This is a genomic window from Bradyrhizobium sp. Leo114 (assembly GCF_055229415.2).
This window is the reverse complement of record NZ_JBUYEN020000003.1, coordinates 312607-332801: the sequence shown is the minus strand read 5'-3', so window position 1 is coordinate 332801 and position 20195 is coordinate 312607. Positions and strand designations below refer to the sequence as shown.

The window sequence follows — 20195 nt, the reverse complement described above, 5'->3', positions numbered from 1 at the left end:
CGTCGCCACCTAACGCCCAGATCGAGGACTTATCCCTCAGTCCTCTTCACCACCGCAACCAACTCGTCGCCGTAATGCTCGAGCTTCTTGTCGCCGATTCCGGCGATGCCGCGAAGCCGGTCGAGCGTCGTCGGGCGCACGGCGGCGATGCCGTCGATGGTGGAATCGTGCAGCACGACATAGGCCGGCACGCCCCGCTGCCGCGCCACCTCGGAACGCCAGGCGCGTAGCGCGGCATGAAGCGCGGGGTTCGCTGCCTTGCCCTGGCCGGTCGCGACCGGCGCTAGCTCGCCGCGCCGCGACTTGGAACGGACGGCGCGGTTGCGCGCGCCTTCCGCCTGCTCGCGCAAGAGAACTTCAGTCTCGCCCTTGAGGACGCCGCGCGCGCTCTCCGTCAGTTTCAGCGCGCCGAAAGCCTCGCCGTCGGCCCAAAGATGCCCCATCGCGACAAGCTGGCGCAGCACCGCGCGCCACTGCTTCTCGTTGAGCTCGCGGCCGACGCCGAACACCGAGAGCTTGTCGTGCCCAAACTGGGTTACGCGCTCGGTGAGGCGGCCGACCAGCACGTCGATCAGGTGCATGGCCCCGAAGCGCTGGCCGGTGCGGTAGACGCAGGACAGCATTTTCTGCGCCAGGATCTTGCCGTCGCGGACGCGCGGCGGCGACAGGCAATTGTCGCAATTGCCGCAATTCTCTTCTGTCAGCGTCTCGCCGAAATAGGCCAGCAGGCGCCGCCGGCGGCAGCCCACGGTTTCCGCCAGCGCCACCAGCGAATCGAGCTTGCCGATCGAGACGCGCTTATAGGCATCCGAGCCGGTGGACTCGTCGATCATGCGGCGCTGCTGCACGATATCGGAGAGGCCATAAGCCATCCACGCGCTGGACGCCTTGCCGTCGCGCCCCGCGCGGCCGGTCTCCTGGTAATAGGCTTCGATGCTCTTCGGCAGATCGAGATGGGCGACGAAGCGCACGTCCGGCTTGTCGATGCCCATCCCGAAAGCAACCGTGGCGACGACGACGATGCCGTCCTCATTGATGAAGCGGTCCTGGTTGCGTGCGCGCACGCTGGGCTCCAGCCCGGCGTGATAAGGCAGCGCCGGGATGCCGGCCGCGCTGAGCGAGGCTGCGACGTCTTCCACCTTGGCGCGCGACAGGCAATAGACCACGCCGGCCTCGCCCGCATGCCGCTCGGTGATGAACGCCTTCAACTGCGCCATCGAATTCACCTTGTCGATGATCTCGTAGCGGATGTTCGGTCGGTCGAAACTCGACACGAAGCGCGGCGCGTCGGTGAGTGACAGCCGTTCGGCGATCTCCTCGCGGGTCAGTTCGTCGGCGGTCGCGGTGAGCGCCATCCGCGGCACGTCGGGAAAGCGCTCGGCGATCACGGAAAGGCCGATATATTCGGGCCGGAAATCATGGCCCCATTGCGAGACGCAATGGGCCTCGTCGATCGCAAACAGCGCGATCTTCGCCTGCGCGAGCAGACTGAGGCAGCGCGGCGTCACCAGCCGCTCCGGCGCGACGTAGAGCAGATCGAGATCGCCTGCGATCAGGCGGCGCTCGACTTCGCCTGCTTCCTGCGGCGACAGCGTCGAGTTCAGCACCGCCGCGTTGACGCCGGCCTCGGTGAGGCCCGCGACCTGGTCGCGCATCAGCGCGATCAGCGGCGAGATCACGATGCCGCAGCCCTCGCGCAGCAGCGACGGCAACTGGTAGCAGAGCGATTTGCCGCCGCCGGTCGGCATCAGCACCAGGCAATTGCCGCCATCGGTCACATGCCGAACGATCTCTTCCTGCGCGCCCCGGAACGCGGTGAGGCCGAACACGGAATTGAGCACGGCAAGCGCATCGCTGGTCTCGCCGGACGGACGGTTGAGGACAGAATCCATGTCGGTTTCAGACGCAGTCAAGAAGCGGTGATCGGGAGCCCCGCCGGCGAACGATGCCGGGATATCCGTGTTAAAACACGGTCCAACCACAAACTCAAATGGCCGGCATGGCGAGATCGCCACGGATCATCGCAGGCATTGTCGCTGTCGCGCTGGCCGCAGGCGCAGTGGCGGCCTTTGCGATCGTGTGGCAACCCGCAATCGCCGCGATCGAACCGCCGCCACCGGCATCGTTCGATCCGGCCGTTGTCAAGCGTGGCCGCGAGCTCGCTGCACTGGGAAATTGCAGTAGCTGTCACACCGTGCGTGGCGGCCAGGATTTTGCCGGCGGCGTGCCGGTCCCGACCCCGTTCGGTGTGGTCTTCTCCTCCAACATCACGCCGGATCCGGAGACCGGCATCGGCAGGTGGTCGGAAGAGGCGTTCGGCCGCGCCATGAGCAGCGGCGTCAATCGCGAGGGCCAGCATCTCTATCCGACCTTCCCCTATGACCACTTCACCAATGTCACCGATGAGGACGACCGGGCGCTTTATGCGTTCCTGATGACCCGGCCGCCGGTGCATGCGGTGGCCCGGCCGGACGAACTCGTCTTTCCGCTGGATCAGCGGCCCATCATCGCCGGATGGAAACTGCTGTTCCTGCGCCGCGAGACATTCCAGCCGGATCCGGCAAAGAGCGCCGAATGGAACCGCGGCGCCTATCTGGTCGACGGCCTTGCCCATTGCGGCGCCTGCCACACGCCGCGCAATGCGCTGGGCGCCGAGCGCGTGAGCGCGCAATTTGCCGGCGGCGAGGCCGACAATTGGCACGCTTATGCCCTTAACGACCGCGCGCATGCGCCGGTGCCGTGGAACACGGAGTCGCTTTATGCCTATTTGCGCAACGGCTGGCATCCCGATCATGGCACCGCACGCGGGCCGATGGCCGAAGTGGTGAGCAACCTCTCCACGGTGCCCGATAGCGACGTGCGCGCCATCGCCATCTATATGACGGACGTCTCCGGCGCGGCGAAGCCGGAACGCGATCGCAGCGCTGTGCTCGCCCAAGCCGAATCGGCACCTGCGCAAGGAGACCCGACGGGTGCCGCGATCTACGTCGCGGCCTGCGCCTCCTGCCATGAATCCGGCCGGCCGCTGCCTTATGGCGGCGTCAACCTTGCGCTGAGCACTGCGGTCACCAGTCCTGATCCCCGCAACCTCGCCAATCTCATTTTGGCCGGCGTTCCGGCGGTGGCGGGCGAACGCAGTCCGATCATGCCGGGCTTCGCCGACAGCATGACCGACGCGCAGGTTACTTCGCTCCTCAATTACCTGCGCACGCGTTTCAGCAAGGAACAGCCCTGGACTGACGTTGAAAAGACCGTTGCGGATGCGCGCCGCACCCAGACCGCGCTTCTCCAGACTTCCATTGGGCCGCGCAATGCGCCGGCCGACCCTTCGCAGCGAGACCAGCCATGATGACATTGAAGGTCAACGGCCAGGAAAATCACATCGATGCCGATCCGGATACGCCGCTGCTCTACGTGCTGCGCGACGACCTGAAGCTCAACGCTGCCAAGTTCGGCTGCGGGCTCGGCCAATGCGGCTCGTGCACCGTCATCGTCGATGGCAGGGCCGTGCTGTCCTGCGTGACGCCGCTGGTGCTGCTCGAGGGCAAGCAGGTGACGACGCTGGAAGGTCTCGGCACCGTGTCCGCACCGGCGCCGATCCAGCGCGCCTTCATGGAGGAGCAGGCGGCGCAATGCGGCTATTGCATCGCCGGCATGATGATGCGGGCGCAGGCGCTGCTGCTCAGGAATCCAAAGCCGACCGATGCGCAGATCCGTGCCGAGCTGCAACCCAATCTTTGCCGTTGCGGCACCCATATGCGCATCCTGCGCGCGGTGCATCGCGCCGCGCGATTGATGGATACGGCGGATGCATCCGCAAACGAGAGGAGCGGCCAATGAATGCGCCTGTCATCCTCGATCGCCGCCGCGTGCTGCAGGGTGGCGGCGCCCTCATTGTCAGCTTCTCGCTAAGCCGCGCGTTCGCGCAAGAAGGAGCGCCGGCGGCTGCAAAGCGGCCGGGCAGCCTCGCGACCGCGCCTTATCTCGATTCCTGGCTCCGCATCGATTCCGATGGCCGCATCACCGCCTTGACGGGCAAGGTCGAGCTGGGGCAGGGATTCAAGACGGCGTTCCAGCAGATCGCCGCCGAACAGCTCGATGTGGCCTTCCAAGCGATCCACGTCGTCACCGCGGACACGCAACTCACGGCCAACGAGGGTTATACCTCAGGCAGCCACTCGATGCAGGATTCCGGCACCGCGATCCTGAATGCCGCCGCGCAGGTGCGCGAACTCCTGATCGCGGAGGCGGCGCGGCGGTTCGCCCTCGCCGCCGAGAGCCTGAAGACCGACAACGGCGCGGTCGTTGCTCGGGATGGCAGGCGGCTCACCTACGGTGAACTGGTCGCTGCCGACATGCTTCATGTGCAGGCGCAGCCGCAATCGAAATTGAAAGATCCGGCGACTTTCAAGATCATGGGCCGCCCCGTGCCGCGCGTGGATATCCCGGCAAAGGTCACGGGCGGTGAAGCCTATGTGCAGGACATGCGGCTACCCGGCATGGTGCATGCGCGTGTGGTGCGGCCGCCGAGCTATGGCGCGCAGCTTGTCGAATGCGATAGCTCGGCCGTCGAGAAACTGCCCGGAGTCGTCAAGGTCGTGCGCGATGGCAATTTCCTTGCGGTGGTCGCGGACAAGGAATTTCAGGCGGTCAAGGCGATGAACGCGCTCGCCGCCGCCGCGAAATGGAAGGAAAGCCCGAGCCTGCCAAGGCAGGATGATTTGCTCAATGTGATCACCAGCCTGCCCTCCCAGGATTCCACCATCTTCAATCGCAGCGATCCTTCCGTCTCCGGCCAAAAGACCCTCGAGGCTACTTACACGCGCCCCTATCAGTCGCATGGCTCGATCGGACCATCCTGCGCCGTGGCGCATTTTGTCGGCGACGCGATGACGGTCTGGACGCACACCCAGGGCGTCTATCCCGACCGCCAGGCGATTGCGGAGATGCTGCGGATGCCGCCCGCGAGCGTCCGCCTGATCCATGTCGAGGGATCCGGCTGCTACGGCCATAACGGCGCCGACGATGTCGCGGCCGACGCTGCGCTGATCGCGCGGGCGCTGCCCGGGCGGCCGGTGCGCGTGCAGTGGATGCGCGAGCAGGAACACGCCTGGGAGCCGTTCGGGCCGGCGATGGTGACGAAGCTGAAGGCCTCGCTCGACGCCGATGGCCGCATCGCCGACTGGAATTTTGCGGTGTGGAGCAACACCCATTCGATGCGGCCGGGCAACGCCGGCACGCTGCTTGCTGCGCAGCACATGGCGCAGGGCTTTGCCGTTCCGCCGCCAAAGCCGTTGCCTTTGCCGGAAGGCGGCGGCGACCGCAACGCGATCCCGCTCTACAATTTTGCCAACGCGCACGTGGTGCATCATTTCATTCCAGCGATGCCGCTGCGGATTTCGGCGATGCGCGCGCTCGGCGCCTATCACAATGTGTTCTCGATCGAGAGCTTCATGGATGAGCTTGCCGGGCTCGCCGGCGCCGATGCGGTCGAGTTTCGCTTGCGGCATCTCGAGGACGCGCGCGGACGCGACGTCATCGAAAAGGCCGCGCAGGAATTTGGCTGGACGCGAGATCAGAAACCGCAAGCCGGCCGCGGCTACGGCTTTGCCTTCGCGCGTTACAAGAACCTTGCGGCCCATTGCGCCATCGCTTCGGAAGTCGAAGTCAATCGCGAGACCGGACGTGCGCGGCTGCTGCGCGCGGTCGCCGCTGTCGATTCCGGGCAGGTCGTCAATCCGGACGGGCTGACCAACCAGATCGAGGGCGCGATCATGCAATCGATGAGCTGGACGCTGTATGAGAGCGTCAGCTTCGACGACACCAGGATCACCAGCATCGACTGGCAGACCTATCCGATCCTGCGCTTCGACGCGGTGCCTGACCGCATCGATGTCCACATCATCAACCGCCCTGGCCAGCCGGCCCTCGGCAGCGGCGAGACCGGTCAGGGCCCCGCCGCAGCCTCGATCGCCAACGCCATCGCCCACGCCACCGGCAAACGTCTGCGCAACCTGCCGCTGACGCGCAAACGCATCAAAGACGCGATCGACGCGTGAACGGTAAGAGTATCGCGCTGACATCGTGCGCGCCGTCTCTACTTGTTCGGACGCGCCTCTCCCCTTGTGGGAGAGGCCGTATCGCATGCAGCGAAGCGGAATGCGATGCGGGTGAGGGGTCTCTCTCCACGCACTGTGCTCGCGGAGGCAGACCCCTCACCCGGAATTCAAGCTGCGCTTGAATTCCGACCTCTCCCACAAGGGGAGAGGTGGCGTTCGCCGCGCCAGCGTCGCGCAACGTTTCACGCCGCCCGCGGTTTATTGATAAGTCGCGACGATATCGGAGACCGCGCGTTCGAGCTGCTGGGCGGTGGCACATTGGCGCACCACGCTGCAGAAGGTGGCGTAACGCGGCATTTCCGAATCGCCGAAGCCCCAGGTCATGCGTCCCTCGGGGTTGAGCCAGACCAGGCGTTTCGAACGCTCGGCGATGCGGCGCAAGATGTCGGCGCGCGGATCGAGGTTGTTGCTGCGGGCGTCCCCGAGCACGATCACGGTGGTCTGCGGCGTGATCGTGTCCATCCAGCCCTTCTCGAAATCGGCAAGCGAATTGCCATAGTCGGAAGAGCCGAAGCCGACCTTCGACATGATCTCGGCCATCGCCGCCTCAGGCGATTTGTCCTCCAATATGTCGCTCACCTCGATCAGATGGCCGGAGAAGGCAAAGGAGCGGACATCGTCGACCACTTCGTGCAGCGAGTGGATCAACAGCAGGAAGAAATCGGACACGCGCGCGACCGAGCCGGAGACGTCGCAGAGCGCGACGATCTTCGGCCGGTCGCGGTGCTTGCGCTTCCAGGCGGTCAGGAAGGGCACGCCACCCCAGGCCGCGTTTCGCCGCAGCGTGCGGCGCACGTCGAGATGGCCGCGGCGCTGGCGCTTGCGCGGCTTGGAGTAGCGTTCGCGCAGGCGGCTGGCGATCTGGCGGATCAGCGCGCGCATCTGCTCGACCTGGCGCGGCTCAATCCGGGCGAGCGGCGCATTGCGCAGGATCTCGTTGCGCAGGTTCTCGGCCTCCTCGCGGCCGTAGAGCAGAAGCGCCTGCGAGACCGTGTCGCGGACGGTGCCGCGCAATCCGTCGAGTGCCGCCTGCAGCCGCTCGGCCAATGCCGGATTGGTCGCGGTCAGGTTGTCGAGATCGTCGCGCAGGCGCTGGATGCCCATGGCGTCCAGGATGCGGCCCGAGAAGATGCCGCGTTGGGTGAAGTATCTGATGTTTGAGAGCGAGGCCGCGCCGGAGGCGTTCGCGATCGCCGCCGCTATCGCATTACGGTCCTGCGACAGCAGCATCTGCGCGAGGGGGCCAAGATTCTGGGCCTGATCGCCGCTGCCGCTTTCGCTCGAGGAATCGGAGCCAGCGCTTGAATCCGCCCGCTCGGCATCGTCCGACTTGCTCTCGTCCTGCGCCGTATCCTGCGCCGGCTCGGGCTGGCTGAAGAACAGATCAAAACATTCGCCGAGCGCGCGCTTCTCGTCCTGCGACTTCGCAAGCGTCAGCAGGAAAGTGTCGCGCAGGACGCCGCGATCGGCAAAGCCGACCTTTGAGACCGCGCGCATCGCATCGATGCTTTCGGCAGGCGAGACCCGGACCCCGGCTCCGCGCGCGGCACGAAGGAACCGATGCAGGTTCTCGCGCATGGCGTCTACCCGAACACGCCCTGCCGCGACGCCTTGGCGATGAAGGTGGTGAGTTGCGGCTGCGCGGCCTCGATGTCGGCCTCGTATTTGAGCAGGACGTTCAGCGTGTCCTTGACGATCTCGTGGTCGAGCTCGGTCGCCTGCAGCAGCACCAGCACGCGCGCCCAGTCGATGGTCTCGCTGACCGACGGCAACTTCTTCAGGTCGAGGGTGCGGATTTCATGAATAAAGCCGACCATCTGCCGGCGCAGCGTCTGCGAGATGCCGGGCACGCGGCTCTCGACGATGCGTTCTTCCAGCTTCTGTTCGGGAAAGCCGATATGCAGATGCAGGCAGCGCCGCTTTAGGGCGTCGCCGAGATCGCGCTCGCTGTTGGAGGTCAGGATCACGGTCGGCGGCGCGATCGCCGAAACCGTGCCGAGCTCGGGAATGGTGACCTGGAAATCGCTGAGGATTTCGAGGAGCAGCGACTCGAACTCGGCGTCCGACTTGTCGATCTCGTCGATCAGGAGCACGCAGCCCGCCGGTTGCTCCAGCGCCTGCAGCAGCGGCCGCGGCTCGACGAACTCCTTGGAGAAGAACACGTCGCCGAAGGTGTGGAGCTGGTCCAGCGCCTGATGCAGCGTCTGCGCGCCGCCCAGCACCTCGCCGAGCTTGTCCTTCAAGATCTGGGTGTAGAGGAGCTGTTTGGCGTATTTCCACTCATACAGCGCCTTGGCCTCATCGAGGCCCTCGTAGCATTGCAGGCGGATCATTTTCATGCCGCGCCAGGCGGCGATCGCCTTCGCCAGCTCGGTCTTGCCGACGCCCGCGGGCCCTTCGACCAGGATCGGTTTCTCGATTTCCTGCGACAGATAAACCGCGGTCGCGATCTGCCGGCTCGCGATATAGCCTTGCGCGGCGAGGCCGCTTTCGACGGCCTCGATCGAGGCCGCAGGCCGATTGTCAGCCACCGATGTGAGCTCCGGATTTGCCTTGGTGCATCAGGTTGTTCTGCCTCCCTCTCCGCCAAAGCACAAGGCTCATTTGCGCGAGGGCAGACCTGGTTCCGGCATTTTCCGCCTAGCGATATTTGTTCTCGAACCGGGAGGCGAATTCCGCTTCGCGAGGCCGGATCGCATCGCAGATGCGATCCGGGTGAGGGGGAGCCCCCCGCGATTCCATCTGTCACGGTGTTTGCGGAGGCCGCCCCAACCCTCCCCCCGTAAGAATGGGGAGAGGGGGAAGTACCGTCGACGCCGCTCAGCAGCCGCGGCAGATGCTGCGCAAGCTCTTGTAGACTTCCTCGTCATCCCGCCGCATCTGCTGCAGCGATTCCATCGGCTTGCTGTCGTAGACCGGCTCCGGCTTGCGCTTGGCCTCGAGCGCCACGGCCTGCCGCTCGTAGCAGGCTTCCCGCTCGGCTTTCGCCTGGATGAACCGGCATTGCTCGACCGCTGCCGAGGGAGGGGCGAAGCCGACCAGAAGGCCGAGGGTTATGAGGCTGAGGAGTTTCATGTCGCCCGTCCTTTACCGGCCCCTTGTCTCAGTTCCGTGAAACGCGAGCAACATCAACTTTGCGCGCGAGCCATTTCCTGACCGAGCTTTCTTTGCTAGCCCGTTGTTGCGATAACAAAATCCTCCAGCCCGTCATGATGGCGGGTCACTTCCGGGAAGCAAGCGTGCCAAAGACGATCGACGAACCCGCACGGCGCGTGCCGATCTATGGCGAATATGAAGTCGCGGTGCTCGGCGGTGGGCCTGCCGGGATCGCGGCAGCGGTTGCGGCAGCGCGTGCGGGGCGGCGCACGCTCCTGATCGAGCGCTACGGCTTTCTCGGCGGCATGGGCACCGCCGCGGGCGTGACCAACTTTTGCGGATTGCACGCCAATGTCCACGGCGAAGCGCATCGGGTGGTGCAGGGCATCGCCTCCGACCTGCTGGATCGAATCGACCGTCTCGGCGGGCTGAACAAGCCGCATCTGATCCTCGGCAAGATCCTGGCGCAGGCCTATGACACCGCGGCCTACAAGATCGCGGCCGACGATCTCCTGGCGAGCCACAAGGTCGATATCCTTTTCCATGCGCTCGGTGCCGGCGTCGTGATGGATGGCGAGAAGCGCATCGGCGCGCTGATGGTAGAGACTAAGGCTGGCCGCCGCGCGGTGCTGGCCAGCATCTTCATCGATTGCTCAGGTGACGGCGATCTCGCCGCCTGGGCCGGCGCGCCGTACGAGATTGGCGATGAGCAGGGCAGCATGCTCTACCCCTCCATGATGTTCCGTCTCAACGGCATCGACCCCGAAAAGGCCGGGGACGCCTGGCGCACGATCCCGGCGCTGATGGAAAAGGCGGAAGCCGCCGGTACCCACCAGTTTCCGCGCAAGGCCGCCATCGTGCGGCCGCAGCGCTCGCAGATCGAATGGCGGGTGAACTTCACCCAGCTTGCGCGCGAGGACGGCTCGGCCGTCAATGGCCTCGAGCCCGATGACCTTACCCGCGGCGAGATCGACGGCCGCCGCCAGGCGATCCAGGCGTTCGAATTCCTGCGCACGGTGCCGGGCTTCGAGAATTCCTACATCGTCGACCTGCCGCCGCAGCTCGGCATCCGCGAAACGCGGCGCGTGGTCGGTGGTTACAAACTCAGCGTCGAGGATGTGCTCGGCTGCGCCTCGTTCGAGGATTCCATCGGCGTCAACGGCTGGCCGATCGAGGCGCATGTCGCCGGCGATGTCATCTTCAAGTTCCCGCCGATCCCGGAATCGCGCGGCTTCAACGAACTGCCCTATCGCATGCTGGTGCCTGAATGCGTCGACAATCTCCTCATTGCCGGGCGCTGCGCCTCGATGACCCATGAGGGACAGTCGGCGGCACGGGTCTCCGGCGCCTGCTTTGCCATGGGGGAAGCGGCAGGCTCGGCCGCCGCGCTGGCGCTGTCCGGCAATACCAGGCCGCGCGACATCGCTGTAGACAGGCTGCAACAGGGACTGAAACAGCAGGGCGCCTTCATCGGGCGCGAGCAGAAAGTTCCTGACGGATTGTGAGGAGAAAGTGGATGAAGGGTTTTGTGCGGCTTGCGCTTGCGGGCCTGCTGGCGCTGACGGCGAGCGGGACAGCGCGGGCCGATGAGCTGCTGAAGGCCAAGATCGGCGTGCTCCGGCTGTCGTCCTCGGCGCCGGTGTTCATCGCGCAGGACAAGGGCTATTTCCGCGAGGCCGGGCTCGATGTTGAACTGAAATTCTTTGACGCGGCGCAGCCGATCGCGGTCGCCACCACTTCGGGCGATGTCGATTTCGGCGTCACCGCCTTCACCGCCGGGCTCTACAATCTCGCCGGCAAGGGCACGCTGAAGGTGATCGGCGGCATGAGCCGCGAGAAGGCCGGGTACCCCTTGATCGGCTATTTCGCCTCAAACAACGCCTATGCGGCCGGGCTGAAGACGCCGAAGGATCTTGCGGGCAAGCGCGTGGCGGTGACGCAGGTCGGCTCCAGCTTTCATTATTCGCTCGGCCTGCTCGCCGACAAATATGGCTTCAAGCTTGCGGACGTGAAGGTGGTGCCGCTGCAATCGCTCTCGAACGCGGCCGCCGCGCTGAAGGGCGAAACCGTCGATGCGGCGCTGCTGCCGGTCTCGACCGCGCGCCCGCTGATGGAGACGAACGGCGCCAAACTCCTCGGCTGGGTCGGCGACGAGACGCCGTGGCAGCTTGGCGCTGTGTTCGCTTCGCCAAGGACGCTTTCAAACAAGGCGCTGGTGACGAAACTGCTTGCAGCTTTGGTGAAGGCCGACCGCGAATATCACGACGTGATCCTGGCCGCGATGAAGAACGGCACAGCACCGATCAACGAAAAGACAAAACCGCTGCTCGACATCATCGCCAAATACACAAATCTGCCAGTTGAGCAGGTGGTGGGCAATTGCGCCTATATCGATCCCGACGGCAAGCTCGACGTCAACAACGTCGCCAACCAGATTTCCTGGCTGCAGGAGCAGGGCTTTGTCGACAAGGGTTTTGATGCGGACAGCATCATCGCGAAGGAACATGTGAAGCCGGATTGATACCGTAGTCGCCGTCATGGCCGGGCTTGTCCCGGCCATCCACGCACTTTGTGGCCAGGGAAAGAAAGACGTGGATGCCCGGGACAAGCCCGGGCATGACGAGCGAGAACGAAGTGCGGAGCCAAGCAAGAGCCAGATGGACCTGATCGCCGACCATATCAGCCACCGCTTCGACACGCTCGACGTGCTCGACGACGTCTCGTTCACGGTGCGGGCGGGCGAGGTGGTTGCGATTGTCGGCCCCTCCGGCTGCGGCAAGAGCACGCTGCTCTCGATCCTCGGCGGCCTGTTGCGGCCGAGCGGCGGCGCGGCCGAGCTGCGCGGTGCGCCACCGAAGGACAGCCTCAATCCGCTGACCTTCGTGTTCCAGGATTTTGCGCTGCTGCCCTGGTGCACGGTCGAGGAGAACGTCGCGTTCCCGCTCGAGCATGCGGCACTCAGTGCTGCGGAGCGCCGCGGCATCGTCGATGATGCGCTCCGCCGCACCGGGCTTTTCGATTTTCGTGGGACCTACCCAAAACAGCTTTCCGGCGGTATGCGCCAGCGCGTCGGCATTGCGAGGGCGCTCGCCGTAAAGCCGGCAATCCTCTTGATGGACGAGCCGCTCTCGGCGCTGGATTCGCAGACGCGCGAACTCCTGATGGAGGATTTCGTCCGCCTGCTTGCCGACGGCGCAATGGGCGCAGTCTATGTCACGCATAATCTGGAGGAAGCGGTGCGGCTTGCAGACCGCATCGTGGTGCTGTCGCGCCGGCCCGGACGCATCCGCAAAGTCGTGCCCATTGCGATGACGCGCAGCGAGCGCGGCGACAGGGACGTGCGCGAAAAACTGCTGGTGCTGCAGGACGAGCTGTGGTCGCTGATCCGCGAGGAAGCGATCGATGCCGAGCGCGAGGTGCAGCATGCTTGAGCGCGCGCCACCAGAGACACCATCGGATATCGACGCCAAGCCGCGGCCGGTCGCGTTTCGCGGCGCCGGCTTCACGCCGAGCACGGGGCGCGCGTCGGGCTGGATCGCGCTCGCGCTCGTCATCGCACTGTGGCAACTGGCGGGCAGTGCCGGATGGGTCAATCCGCTGTTCCTGCCCCCGCCATCGGCGATCGCGGTCGCGACCTATAAGCTCGCGATGTCGGGCGCGCTCTGGCAGCATCTCGGCTGGTCGGTGATGCGGATCGGCGTTGGCTGGCTGCTTGGCACGGTGGCCGGCGTCATCGTCGGTTTCGCGATCGGCCTGTCGACGCTGGCACGCGGCGTCGGCATCACCTTCATCTCGGCGCTGTTTCCGATTCCGAAGATCGCGCTGCTGCCGCTGTTGATCCTCTGGCTCGGGATCGGCGAGGAGCCCAAGATCGCGACCATCGCGCTCGGGGTGTTCTTCTCCACAGCGATCTCGGTCTATAGCGGCGTCGATGCTGTGCCGCGCAATCTGATCCGCATGGCGCAAAGCTTCAACGTGCCGTTTCATGCCATCGTGCGGCGCGTGATCTGGCCGGGCGCGCTGCCCTCGATCCTGGCGGGTTTTCGCATCACCGCCTCGGTCGCGCTGCTATTGGTGGTGAGCGCCGAGATGATCGGCGCGCAGTACGGCATCGGCGCTTTCGTGCTGCAGGCCGGCAATCTGATGCAGACCGATCAACTGCTCGCCGGCGTCGTGATCCTGTCGCTGTTCGGGCTCGCAGTGGGGAAGCTGATCAATTTGCTTGAGGCGAGGTTGCTCCACTGGCGATGAGAGGTGGTTCCGCTCCACCACAGCCGTCATGCCCGGGCTTGTCCCGGGCATCCACGCTCTTGCTCTCCTGTTGCGCCAAAGGCGTGGCTGGCCGGGTCAAGCCCGGCCATGACGGAGACGGCGTTTACGCGTTGCCGCGGTCTTCACGGAACAGGTCGAGCTTCTGCTGCACCGGGCGGTCGGAGAAGCTGAAAAGCACCGACTCGACATCCGCCTCATGCGTGACCCAGTGCCAGCTCGGCACCACGAACAGGTCGCGCGGGCCCCATTCGAAGGTCTGCTCGCCGATCCTGGTGCGGCCCTTGCCCTCGATCGCGGCGAATACGGTCGCATCCGTTGAGCGATAGCGCGCGGTCTTGAAGCCCTTCGGCAGAAGCTGGATGAAAGTGCCGATGGTCGGCATCGCATAGTCGCCGGTCTCGGGATTGGAGAATTTCAGCTTCAGGCCGTGACAGGCGTCCCATTCGTCGCGCGCCTTGGCCCGCTCCAGCGCTTCGCGGGTGTAGCTGTAGGGATAGTTGAAGATCGGCGACGTCTTCGACGCGCGCTTCTGGTCGACCGGCAGCAGGTTGTGACCATAGCGCGCAAAGCTGTCGCCGGCGGGTTTTGTGATCTGCTGCTGATCTTCCTTCGCGCCCTCGGCGAAGGAAGCGTCGAAGAACTGCACCATTGGGATGTCGAGCCCGTCGAGCCAGAACATCGGCTCGCTGGTTTCGTTGGAATGGTCGTGCCAGGTCATCGACGGCGTGATCACGAAATCGCCCGGCGACATCGCGGTGCGCTCACCGTCGACGGACGTATAAGCGCCCTTGCCCTCGAGCACGAAGCGCAGCGCCGATTGGCTGTGGCGGTGGGCCGGGGCGATATCGCCGGGCACCACCATCTGCACGCCGGCAAACAGCGACGTCGTGATCTTCGATTGCCCGCGCAGGCCGGGGTTTTCCAGCACGAGCACTCGACGCTCGGCTTCCTTGGCCGTGATCAGCTTGCCTGCCTCATTCATGTAGTCGCGGATCTGGTCGAACTTCCACAGGTGCGGCCGGCAGGCGCTCCTCGGCTCCGGCGTGATCAGATCGTTCATCACGTTCCAGAGCGCGGAAAGATTTTCGCCGTCGATCTTCTTGTAGAACGCCTCGCGCTCCGGCGTCTTCTGCACCGCTTCCATGGCAGGCCTCCCGTCCATTTCTATGTTGTTCGCTGATTGACAGCATACTGACAATATGGCTAGCGTCAACTTGAAGAAAATCAGAAGACACCAGGGAGGTTCCGATGAAGCTGCACGGCTATTTCCGCAGCAGCGCCGCGTATCGGGTGCGGATCGCGCTGAACCTGAAGGGGCTCACCGTTGAGCATCTGCCGCATCATCTTCGCAAAGGCGAACAATGCGCGCCCGCCTATCTCGCAATCAATCCGCAAGGGCTGGTGCCGACATTGGAAAGCGATGCGGGCGCGATACTGACCCAGTCGCTCGCCATCATCGAATGGCTCGACGAGAGCCATCCAGAACCGCCGCTATTGCCAACGGATTCGCTGCAGCGCGCAAAAGTCCGCGCCTTCGCGCAGGCCATCGCCTGCGACACCCATCCGGTGCAAAACCTGAAAGTGCTGGCGCGGCTGCGACAGCTTGGCCTGCCTGAAGAAAAGGTAACGGAATGGGCGGCCTGGGCTAACCGCGAGGGGCTTTCGGCCTGCGAGATATTGGCTGCGGGCGGAGCAGGGCCGTTCTGCTTTGGAGCTATGCCGACGCTGGCCGACCTTTGCCTGGTGCCGCAGCTTGCTAATGCGCGGCGTTTCGGTGTCGATGTCAGCGCTTTTCCGCGGCTGCTCAAGGCGGAAGCCGCAGCCAAGGCAATGAGGGCGTTTGCCGACGCCGCTCCGGACAAGCAAGGCGATGCCGAATAATAACAAGCCAACCCTTGTTACCATGGACGCGGTCTATACCGCGCCCGGCTATCTGTTCCGGCGGATGCAGCAGATCGCTGTCTCGATTTTTGTCGAGGAGTGCAGGGCGTTCGACCTGACGCCGGTGCAATATGCCGCGCTGATCGCGATCCACACCCATCCCGGCATCGATGCGACGCGGCTGTCCGCCGTGATCGCCTTCGATCGCTCCACGCTCGGCAATGTGATCGAGCGGCTGCAGACCAAGGGTCTGATCGAGCGCAAGTCCGATTCCGATGACAAGCGCGTCAAGCTGCTCACCATCACCCGGCAGGGCGCTTCGCTGCTGCGCGAGATCATGCCCGTGGTTGACCGTGCCCAGGCGCGGATGCTGCAGCCGCTCAAGCCTGCCGACCGCAAGACGCTGATGGCGCTGCTCGCGCAGCTCGTCGATCTCAACAACGAGGCCTCGCGCGTGCCGCTGCGCGCCGAGGACGCCCTCGAACATCTCGGGAAGTCGGGCTGATGGCAAAGAGCAACCTCCCGGTCCTGATCGCAGGTGGCGGCATCGGCGGCCTTGCCGCGGCGCTCGGGCTTGCGCAGAAGGGCATTCGCTCGATCCTGCTGGAAAAGTCCGCCACGCTCGGCGAGATCGGCGCCGGCATCCAGCTCGGCCCGAACGCATTCCATGCCTTCGACTATCTCGGCGTCGGCGAGGCCGCACGGCGCATGGCCGTCTATATCGACCAGCTCCGCCTGATGGATGCACTCACCGCCGAAGAGATCACCCATGTCGATCTGCGCGAGCCGTTCCGAACCAGGTTCGGCAATCCCTATGCTGTGGTGCATCGCGGCGATTTGCATGGCGTGTTCCTGCGCGCCTGCCGCGAGCACGAACTGATCGAGCTGCGCGTCAGCAGCGAGGTGACCGGCTACGAGCAGGACAGTGCCTCGGTCACCGCGCACCTCGCCAATGGCGAGCGCGTCACCGGCCGGCTCCTGATCGGCGCCGATGGTCTATGGTCGAACATTCGCAAGCAGGTCACATCGGATGGGCCGCCGCGCGTGTCCGGCCACACCACCTACCGTTCGGTGATCCCGACCGAAGAGATGCCGGAGGATCTGCGCTGGAACGCGGCGACGCTGTGGGCCGGGCCGAAATGCCATATCGTGCATTATCCGCTGTCGGACTGGAAGGTATTCAACCTCGTCGTCACCTATCACAACGACGCGCCGGAGCCGGTCGCGGGAAAGCCGGTCAGCGATGAAGAGGTGATGCAGGGCTTTCGGCACGTCCATGCGCGTGCGCAAAACATCATCCGTCACGGCAAGAACTGGCGGCTCTGGGTGTTGTGCGACCGCGATCCGAACGAGCGCTGGGTCGACGGCCGCGTCGCGCTGCTCGGCGATGCCGCGCATCCGATGCTGCAATATTTCGCGCAAGGCGCGTGCCAGGCGATGGAGGATGCGGTGTGTCTGTCGCACATGCTGTCGCATCACGACGACCACGCAGTCGCGCTGGAGCATTACCGTGCACAACGCTTCCCGCGCACCGCGCAGGTGCAGCTTTGGTCGCGCGCGATCGGTGAGCACATCTATCACCCCGCCGGCGACCACGCCCGTTTCCGCAACGCCATCATGGGCGCGAAGACGTCCGAGGATTATTACCAGGATCTCGCCTGGCTCTATGGCGGCACGGGGTTGGGAGTATGATCCTCGCGCCACATACTCCGCCGTCGTCCCGGGCTTGACCCGGGACCCATAACCACGAATGTTGATGTGACGTGATGTCCGTGCGGCAAGCTCCACCTCTCCCCTTGTGGGAGAGGTCGGAATCCAAGCGCAGCTTGGATTCCGGGTGAGGGGTATGCCTCCGCGAGTCGTGGTCCCTCGATAGACCGCGACCCCTCACCCGGATCTCATTCCGCTTCGCTACATGCGCTCCGGCCTCTCCCACAAGGGGAGAGGCGGGGCAGTTGCGTAAGCGGATATTACATCTTCATCACCGCCTGCCGGTCGATCTTGCCTGTTCCCGTTTTCGGCAGCTCGTCAATAAACTTGATCTCGCGCGGATATTTGTACGGCAGCAGCTTTGCCTTCACGTAATCCTGCAGCCGCTTCGCCGTCTCCTCCGCATCGAACGCGCGGTCGTTCATCACCAGCACCGCCTTCAGCGTCATGCGTCTATCAGGCAGTTCGGCGGCGAAGACTGCGCATTCGCGCACGTCGGGATGATCGGCGAGGCAGAGCTCGACCTCCAGCGGATAGACCCATTGGCCTGATATCTTGATCAGGTCGTCGGCGCGGCCGCGGAAGAAATGGAAGCCGTCGCGGTCGCGGACGAAGCGGTCGCCGGTGTAGATCCAGCCGCCATCGCGCACGGTCTCGGCGGTCTTGTCGGGACGATTCCAGTACAGCGGCGTGTTCGAATCGCCGCGCACCCACAAAATGCCTTCTTCGTTGTCGGCGACCTCGCGGCCGTCCTTGTCGCGCAGCAGGATCTCGTAGCCGGGGACGCGTACGCCCGCAGCGCCCAGCTTCTTCCTGTCCGCGCGGTTGCAGAGATAGATGTGCAGCACCTCGGTCGAGCCGAGACCTTCGATGATCTCGAGCCCGGTCAGTGCCTTCCAACCGTTGAAGACGTCGGCCGAGAGCACCTCCGCGGCCGAGATCGCCATGCGCAGTGAGGAGAAATCGGCCTTGTCAGCACCGTCGGCCTTGGTCAGCGCGGTGTAGAGTGTCGGCAGTCCGAAGAACACGGTCGGACGATACTGCTCGATCGCGGCGAAGATCGATGCCGGCTTCGGCTGGCCGGGCAAGAGCAGCGTGGCGGCGCCGACCGAGAACGGGAAAGTGATGGAATTGCCGAAGCCATAGGCGAAGAAAATCTTCGGCACCGAGAAGCAGATGTCGCCCGGCGTCAGCTTCAGCACGCTGCGGGAGAATGCCTGCTCGCTATAGGCCATGTCGTGGTGTAGATGCACGATGCCCTTGGGTCGGCCGGTCGAGCCGGAGGAATACATCCAGAACGCCATCTCGTTGCGGTGGGTGTCGGCTGTGGCGAGCTCGGTCGAAAAACGCGGCAGCCATTCATCGGCCAGCAGGGCCTGCGGTACGGCAGGCTCGCCGGCCGCGCCATTGACCACGATCAGCGTTTGCAGCGGCGTATCCGTGCAGGCCTCAATGCTGAAGCGCGAGCAGAACTCGGCGTCGGCAACCGCGACCGTTGCGCTCGCGTCCGAAAGATAGAACTGCAGGAGGTCCGGCGGCGTCAGCGTGTTGATGAGCAGCGGCACGAAGCCGGCGCCGATAGCACCGAAGAAGGCCGCCGGATAGGCGGGGGTGTCGTCCAGGAACAGCAGGATGCGATCGCCGCGCTTCAGGCCCAGAGAAGCGAAGCCATGGGCCCAGCGCGCGGCGTCGGCGCAGAGTTCGCGGTAGGTCCGCGTTCCCGCCGGGCCGGTCAATGCCGTCAAATCCCCGCGGCCCTGCGCGAGATTGTCGAACAGGATGCGGCTTGCGTTGTAGCGCTCGGACAGCGCAAAGCCGATCTCGCGCGCGCCCGGACTGTCCGATGGTACCTGGTCGGCGATCTCGTTCACGACTTGCTCCTCGAGGCCTCGTAGCCTGCCATGAAGTTCGGCGACATCGCGCGCAGCCGCGCGTCGTCGATCCGTCCCGAACGGGTGATGTAACTGAAGGCAAAATCCATCGGGTCGAGCTTCATGTGTTCGGGGAATTTCTCGTACCAGTCGGCGCTGGTGCGCGCCGCCGTCACCAGCTTCTTCACGATCGGTTTGCGTTCGGCTTCATAGCGGTGAAGGGCGGTGGAGACATGCGCCTCGGATTCGAGCGCCTTCGTCAGCGCAATCGCGTCCTCGATCGCAAGGCGGGTGCCGGAGCCGATCGAGAAATGCGCCGAGTGCAGGGCGTCGCCGATCAGCACCATGTTCTTGAACGACCAGTGCTCGTTCCAGATCCACGGGAAGTTGCGCCACAGCGATTTGTTCGAGATCAGCGGCTGTCCGCCGAGCGTCTCGGCAAACACCTCCTCGCACACGGACTTGGCGTGATCGGCGTCCTTGTTGGCGAAGCCATAGGCGTGCCAGGTGGCACGGTCACACTCGACCAGGAACGTGCTCATGGTCGGCGAATAGCGATAGTGGTGAGCATTGAAGGCGCCGCGTTCGGTCTTGACGAAGGTCTGCGATAGCGTCTCGAACCGCTTCGCGGTGCCGTACCAGACGAACTTGTTGGACGAATAGGACAGCGAGGTCCCGAAGTCGCCCTCAAAACTCCGGCGCACCAGCGAGTTCAGCCCGTCCGCGGCGACGATCAGGTCATAGCCTTGCAGCGCGTCGACCGACTGGATCGGTTTTTCGAATTGCGGGGTGACGCCGACCGCGCGGACGCGCTCCTGCAACAGGGAAAGCAGCGCAAGTCGGCCGATCGAGGAGAAGCCGACGCCGTCGATCTCGACGCTCTCCCCGCGCAGGTTGAGCGTGATGTTCTTCCAGCTTTCCATGTTCGGCGCGATGGCGTCGACCGTATCGGGATCGTCGGCGCGCAGGAATTCCAGCGCCTGGTCCGAGAACACGACGCCGAACCCCCAGGTCGCACCGGCCGGGTTCTGCTCGAACAATTCGACGACTGCGTCCGGGTGCCGCCGCTTCCAGAGATAGGCGAAATAGAGGCCGCCGGGACCTCCGCCGATCACGGCGATACGCACGATATTCCTCCCGATTGACAGTGTACTTACGATTTTGCGCCTAGACTATCCGCAGGGCGCGCCCGGCGCCACCGGAAAGTTTCGGTCAGCCTGATTCAGCTTGTTCTCGTGTTCCGCTG

At 64.7% G+C, this 20195-nt stretch carries 17 protein-coding genes; 10 read left to right on the top strand and 7 right to left on the bottom strand.

The features are described 5' to 3' along the window. Positions 1–29: 29 nt before the first annotated feature. Entirely contained in the window at positions 30–1892 is a 1863-nt protein-coding gene (recQ, locus tag ACZIRK_RS05800; RefSeq protein WP_463327062.1) for a DNA helicase RecQ, read from the bottom strand. Between the two features lie 107 nt (positions 1893–1999). On the opposite strand from recQ, the gene ACZIRK_RS05795 reads away from it, so the two are divergent. Genes ACZIRK_RS05795 through ACZIRK_RS05785 form a run of 3 tightly spaced genes read left to right on the top strand, consistent with a single transcriptional unit; the run spans position 2000 to position 6059 of the window. Continuing rightward, entirely contained in the window at positions 2000–3349 is a 1350-nt protein-coding gene (locus ACZIRK_RS05795) for a cytochrome c (protein ID WP_130225249.1), read from the top strand. Continuing rightward, entirely contained in the window at positions 3346–3840 is a 495-nt protein-coding gene (locus ACZIRK_RS05790; RefSeq protein WP_130225250.1) for a (2Fe-2S)-binding protein, read from the top strand. The genes ACZIRK_RS05795 and ACZIRK_RS05790 overlap by 4 nt, the downstream gene beginning before the upstream one ends. After that, positions 3837–6059, top strand: coding sequence for a xanthine dehydrogenase family protein molybdopterin-binding subunit (locus ACZIRK_RS05785; protein ID WP_130225251.1), 2223 nt, complete (start codon positions 3837–3839; stop codon positions 6057–6059). The genes ACZIRK_RS05790 and ACZIRK_RS05785 overlap by 4 nt, the downstream gene beginning before the upstream one ends. Positions 6060–6317: 258 nt before the next feature. On the opposite strand, the gene ACZIRK_RS05780 is transcribed toward ACZIRK_RS05785, so the two are convergent. The 3 genes from ACZIRK_RS05780 to ACZIRK_RS05770 form a co-directional block, all read right to left on the bottom strand. Beyond that, positions 6318–7697, bottom strand: a complete 1380-nt coding sequence (locus tag ACZIRK_RS05780; protein WP_130225252.1) for a vWA domain-containing protein — start codon at positions 7695–7697, stop codon at positions 6318–6320. Between the two features lie 5 nt (positions 7698–7702). Then, complete coding sequence (locus ACZIRK_RS05775) at positions 7703–8650, bottom strand: AAA family ATPase (protein ID WP_130225253.1); 948 nt, start codon at positions 8648–8650, stop codon at positions 7703–7705. Between the two features lie 289 nt (positions 8651–8939). Then, on the bottom strand, positions 8940–9194 hold the full coding sequence (locus ACZIRK_RS05770) for a hypothetical protein (RefSeq protein WP_028167912.1): 255 nt from the start codon (positions 9192–9194) through the stop codon (positions 8940–8942). 137 nt (positions 9195–9331) lie between these two features. Here ACZIRK_RS05770 and ACZIRK_RS05765 point away from each other — a divergent pair, with 137 nt between their 5' ends. From ACZIRK_RS05765 to ACZIRK_RS05750, 4 genes are all read left to right on the top strand, one after another. Continuing rightward, complete coding sequence (locus tag ACZIRK_RS05765) at positions 9332–10720, top strand: FAD-dependent oxidoreductase (RefSeq protein WP_130225291.1); 1389 nt, start codon at positions 9332–9334, stop codon at positions 10718–10720. Between the two features lie 11 nt (positions 10721–10731). Further along, complete coding sequence (locus ACZIRK_RS05760) at positions 10732–11736, top strand: ABC transporter substrate-binding protein (RefSeq protein WP_130225254.1); 1005 nt, start codon at positions 10732–10734, stop codon at positions 11734–11736. A gap of 136 nt (positions 11737–11872) precedes the next feature. Further along, entirely contained in the window at positions 11873–12646 is a 774-nt protein-coding gene (locus ACZIRK_RS05755; RefSeq protein WP_130225256.1) for an ABC transporter ATP-binding protein, read from the top strand. Continuing rightward, positions 12639–13466, top strand: coding sequence for an ABC transporter permease (locus ACZIRK_RS05750; RefSeq protein WP_165435163.1), 828 nt, complete (start codon positions 12639–12641; stop codon positions 13464–13466). The genes ACZIRK_RS05755 and ACZIRK_RS05750 overlap by 8 nt, the downstream gene beginning before the upstream one ends. A 124-nt stretch (positions 13467–13590) precedes the next feature. Here the strand turns inward: ACZIRK_RS05750 and gtdA are convergent, their stop codons facing one another. Continuing rightward, complete coding sequence (gene gtdA, locus ACZIRK_RS05745) at positions 13591–14631, bottom strand: gentisate 1,2-dioxygenase (RefSeq protein ID WP_130225258.1); 1041 nt, start codon at positions 14629–14631, stop codon at positions 13591–13593. Between the two features lie 104 nt (positions 14632–14735). Here gtdA and maiA point away from each other — a divergent pair, with 104 nt between their 5' ends. The 3 genes from maiA to ACZIRK_RS05730 are packed head-to-tail and all read left to right on the top strand — an operon-like array spanning position 14736 to position 17060. Continuing rightward, on the top strand, positions 14736–15368 hold the full coding sequence (maiA, locus tag ACZIRK_RS05740; RefSeq protein WP_130225259.1) for a maleylacetoacetate isomerase: 633 nt from the start codon (positions 14736–14738) through the stop codon (positions 15366–15368). Then, the gene (locus tag ACZIRK_RS05735; protein WP_028167905.1) at positions 15358–15873 is read left to right on the top strand and encodes a MarR family winged helix-turn-helix transcriptional regulator; all 516 of its coding nucleotides are present in this window, start codon (positions 15358–15360) and stop codon (positions 15871–15873) included. The genes maiA and ACZIRK_RS05735 overlap by 11 nt, the downstream gene beginning before the upstream one ends. Then, positions 15873–17060: a 3-hydroxybenzoate 6-monooxygenase gene (locus ACZIRK_RS05730; RefSeq protein WP_130225260.1), complete on the top strand. Its 1188-nt coding sequence runs from the start codon at positions 15873–15875 to the stop codon at positions 17058–17060. Before ACZIRK_RS05735 ends, ACZIRK_RS05730 begins: the two co-directional genes overlap by 1 nt. A 278-nt stretch (positions 17061–17338) precedes the next feature. On the opposite strand, the gene ACZIRK_RS05725 is transcribed toward ACZIRK_RS05730, so the two are convergent. Together ACZIRK_RS05725 and ACZIRK_RS05720 are read right to left on the bottom strand one after the other, a co-directional pair. After that, a complete protein-coding gene (locus tag ACZIRK_RS05725; protein ID WP_130225261.1) occupies positions 17339–18949 on the bottom strand; it encodes a benzoate-CoA ligase family protein in 1611 nt (536 codons plus the stop codon). Continuing rightward, complete coding sequence (locus tag ACZIRK_RS05720) at positions 18946–20076, bottom strand: FAD-dependent monooxygenase (protein ID WP_165435164.1); 1131 nt, start codon at positions 20074–20076, stop codon at positions 18946–18948. The genes ACZIRK_RS05725 and ACZIRK_RS05720 overlap by 4 nt, the downstream gene beginning before the upstream one ends. Between the last annotated feature and the right edge of the window lie 119 nt (positions 20077–20195).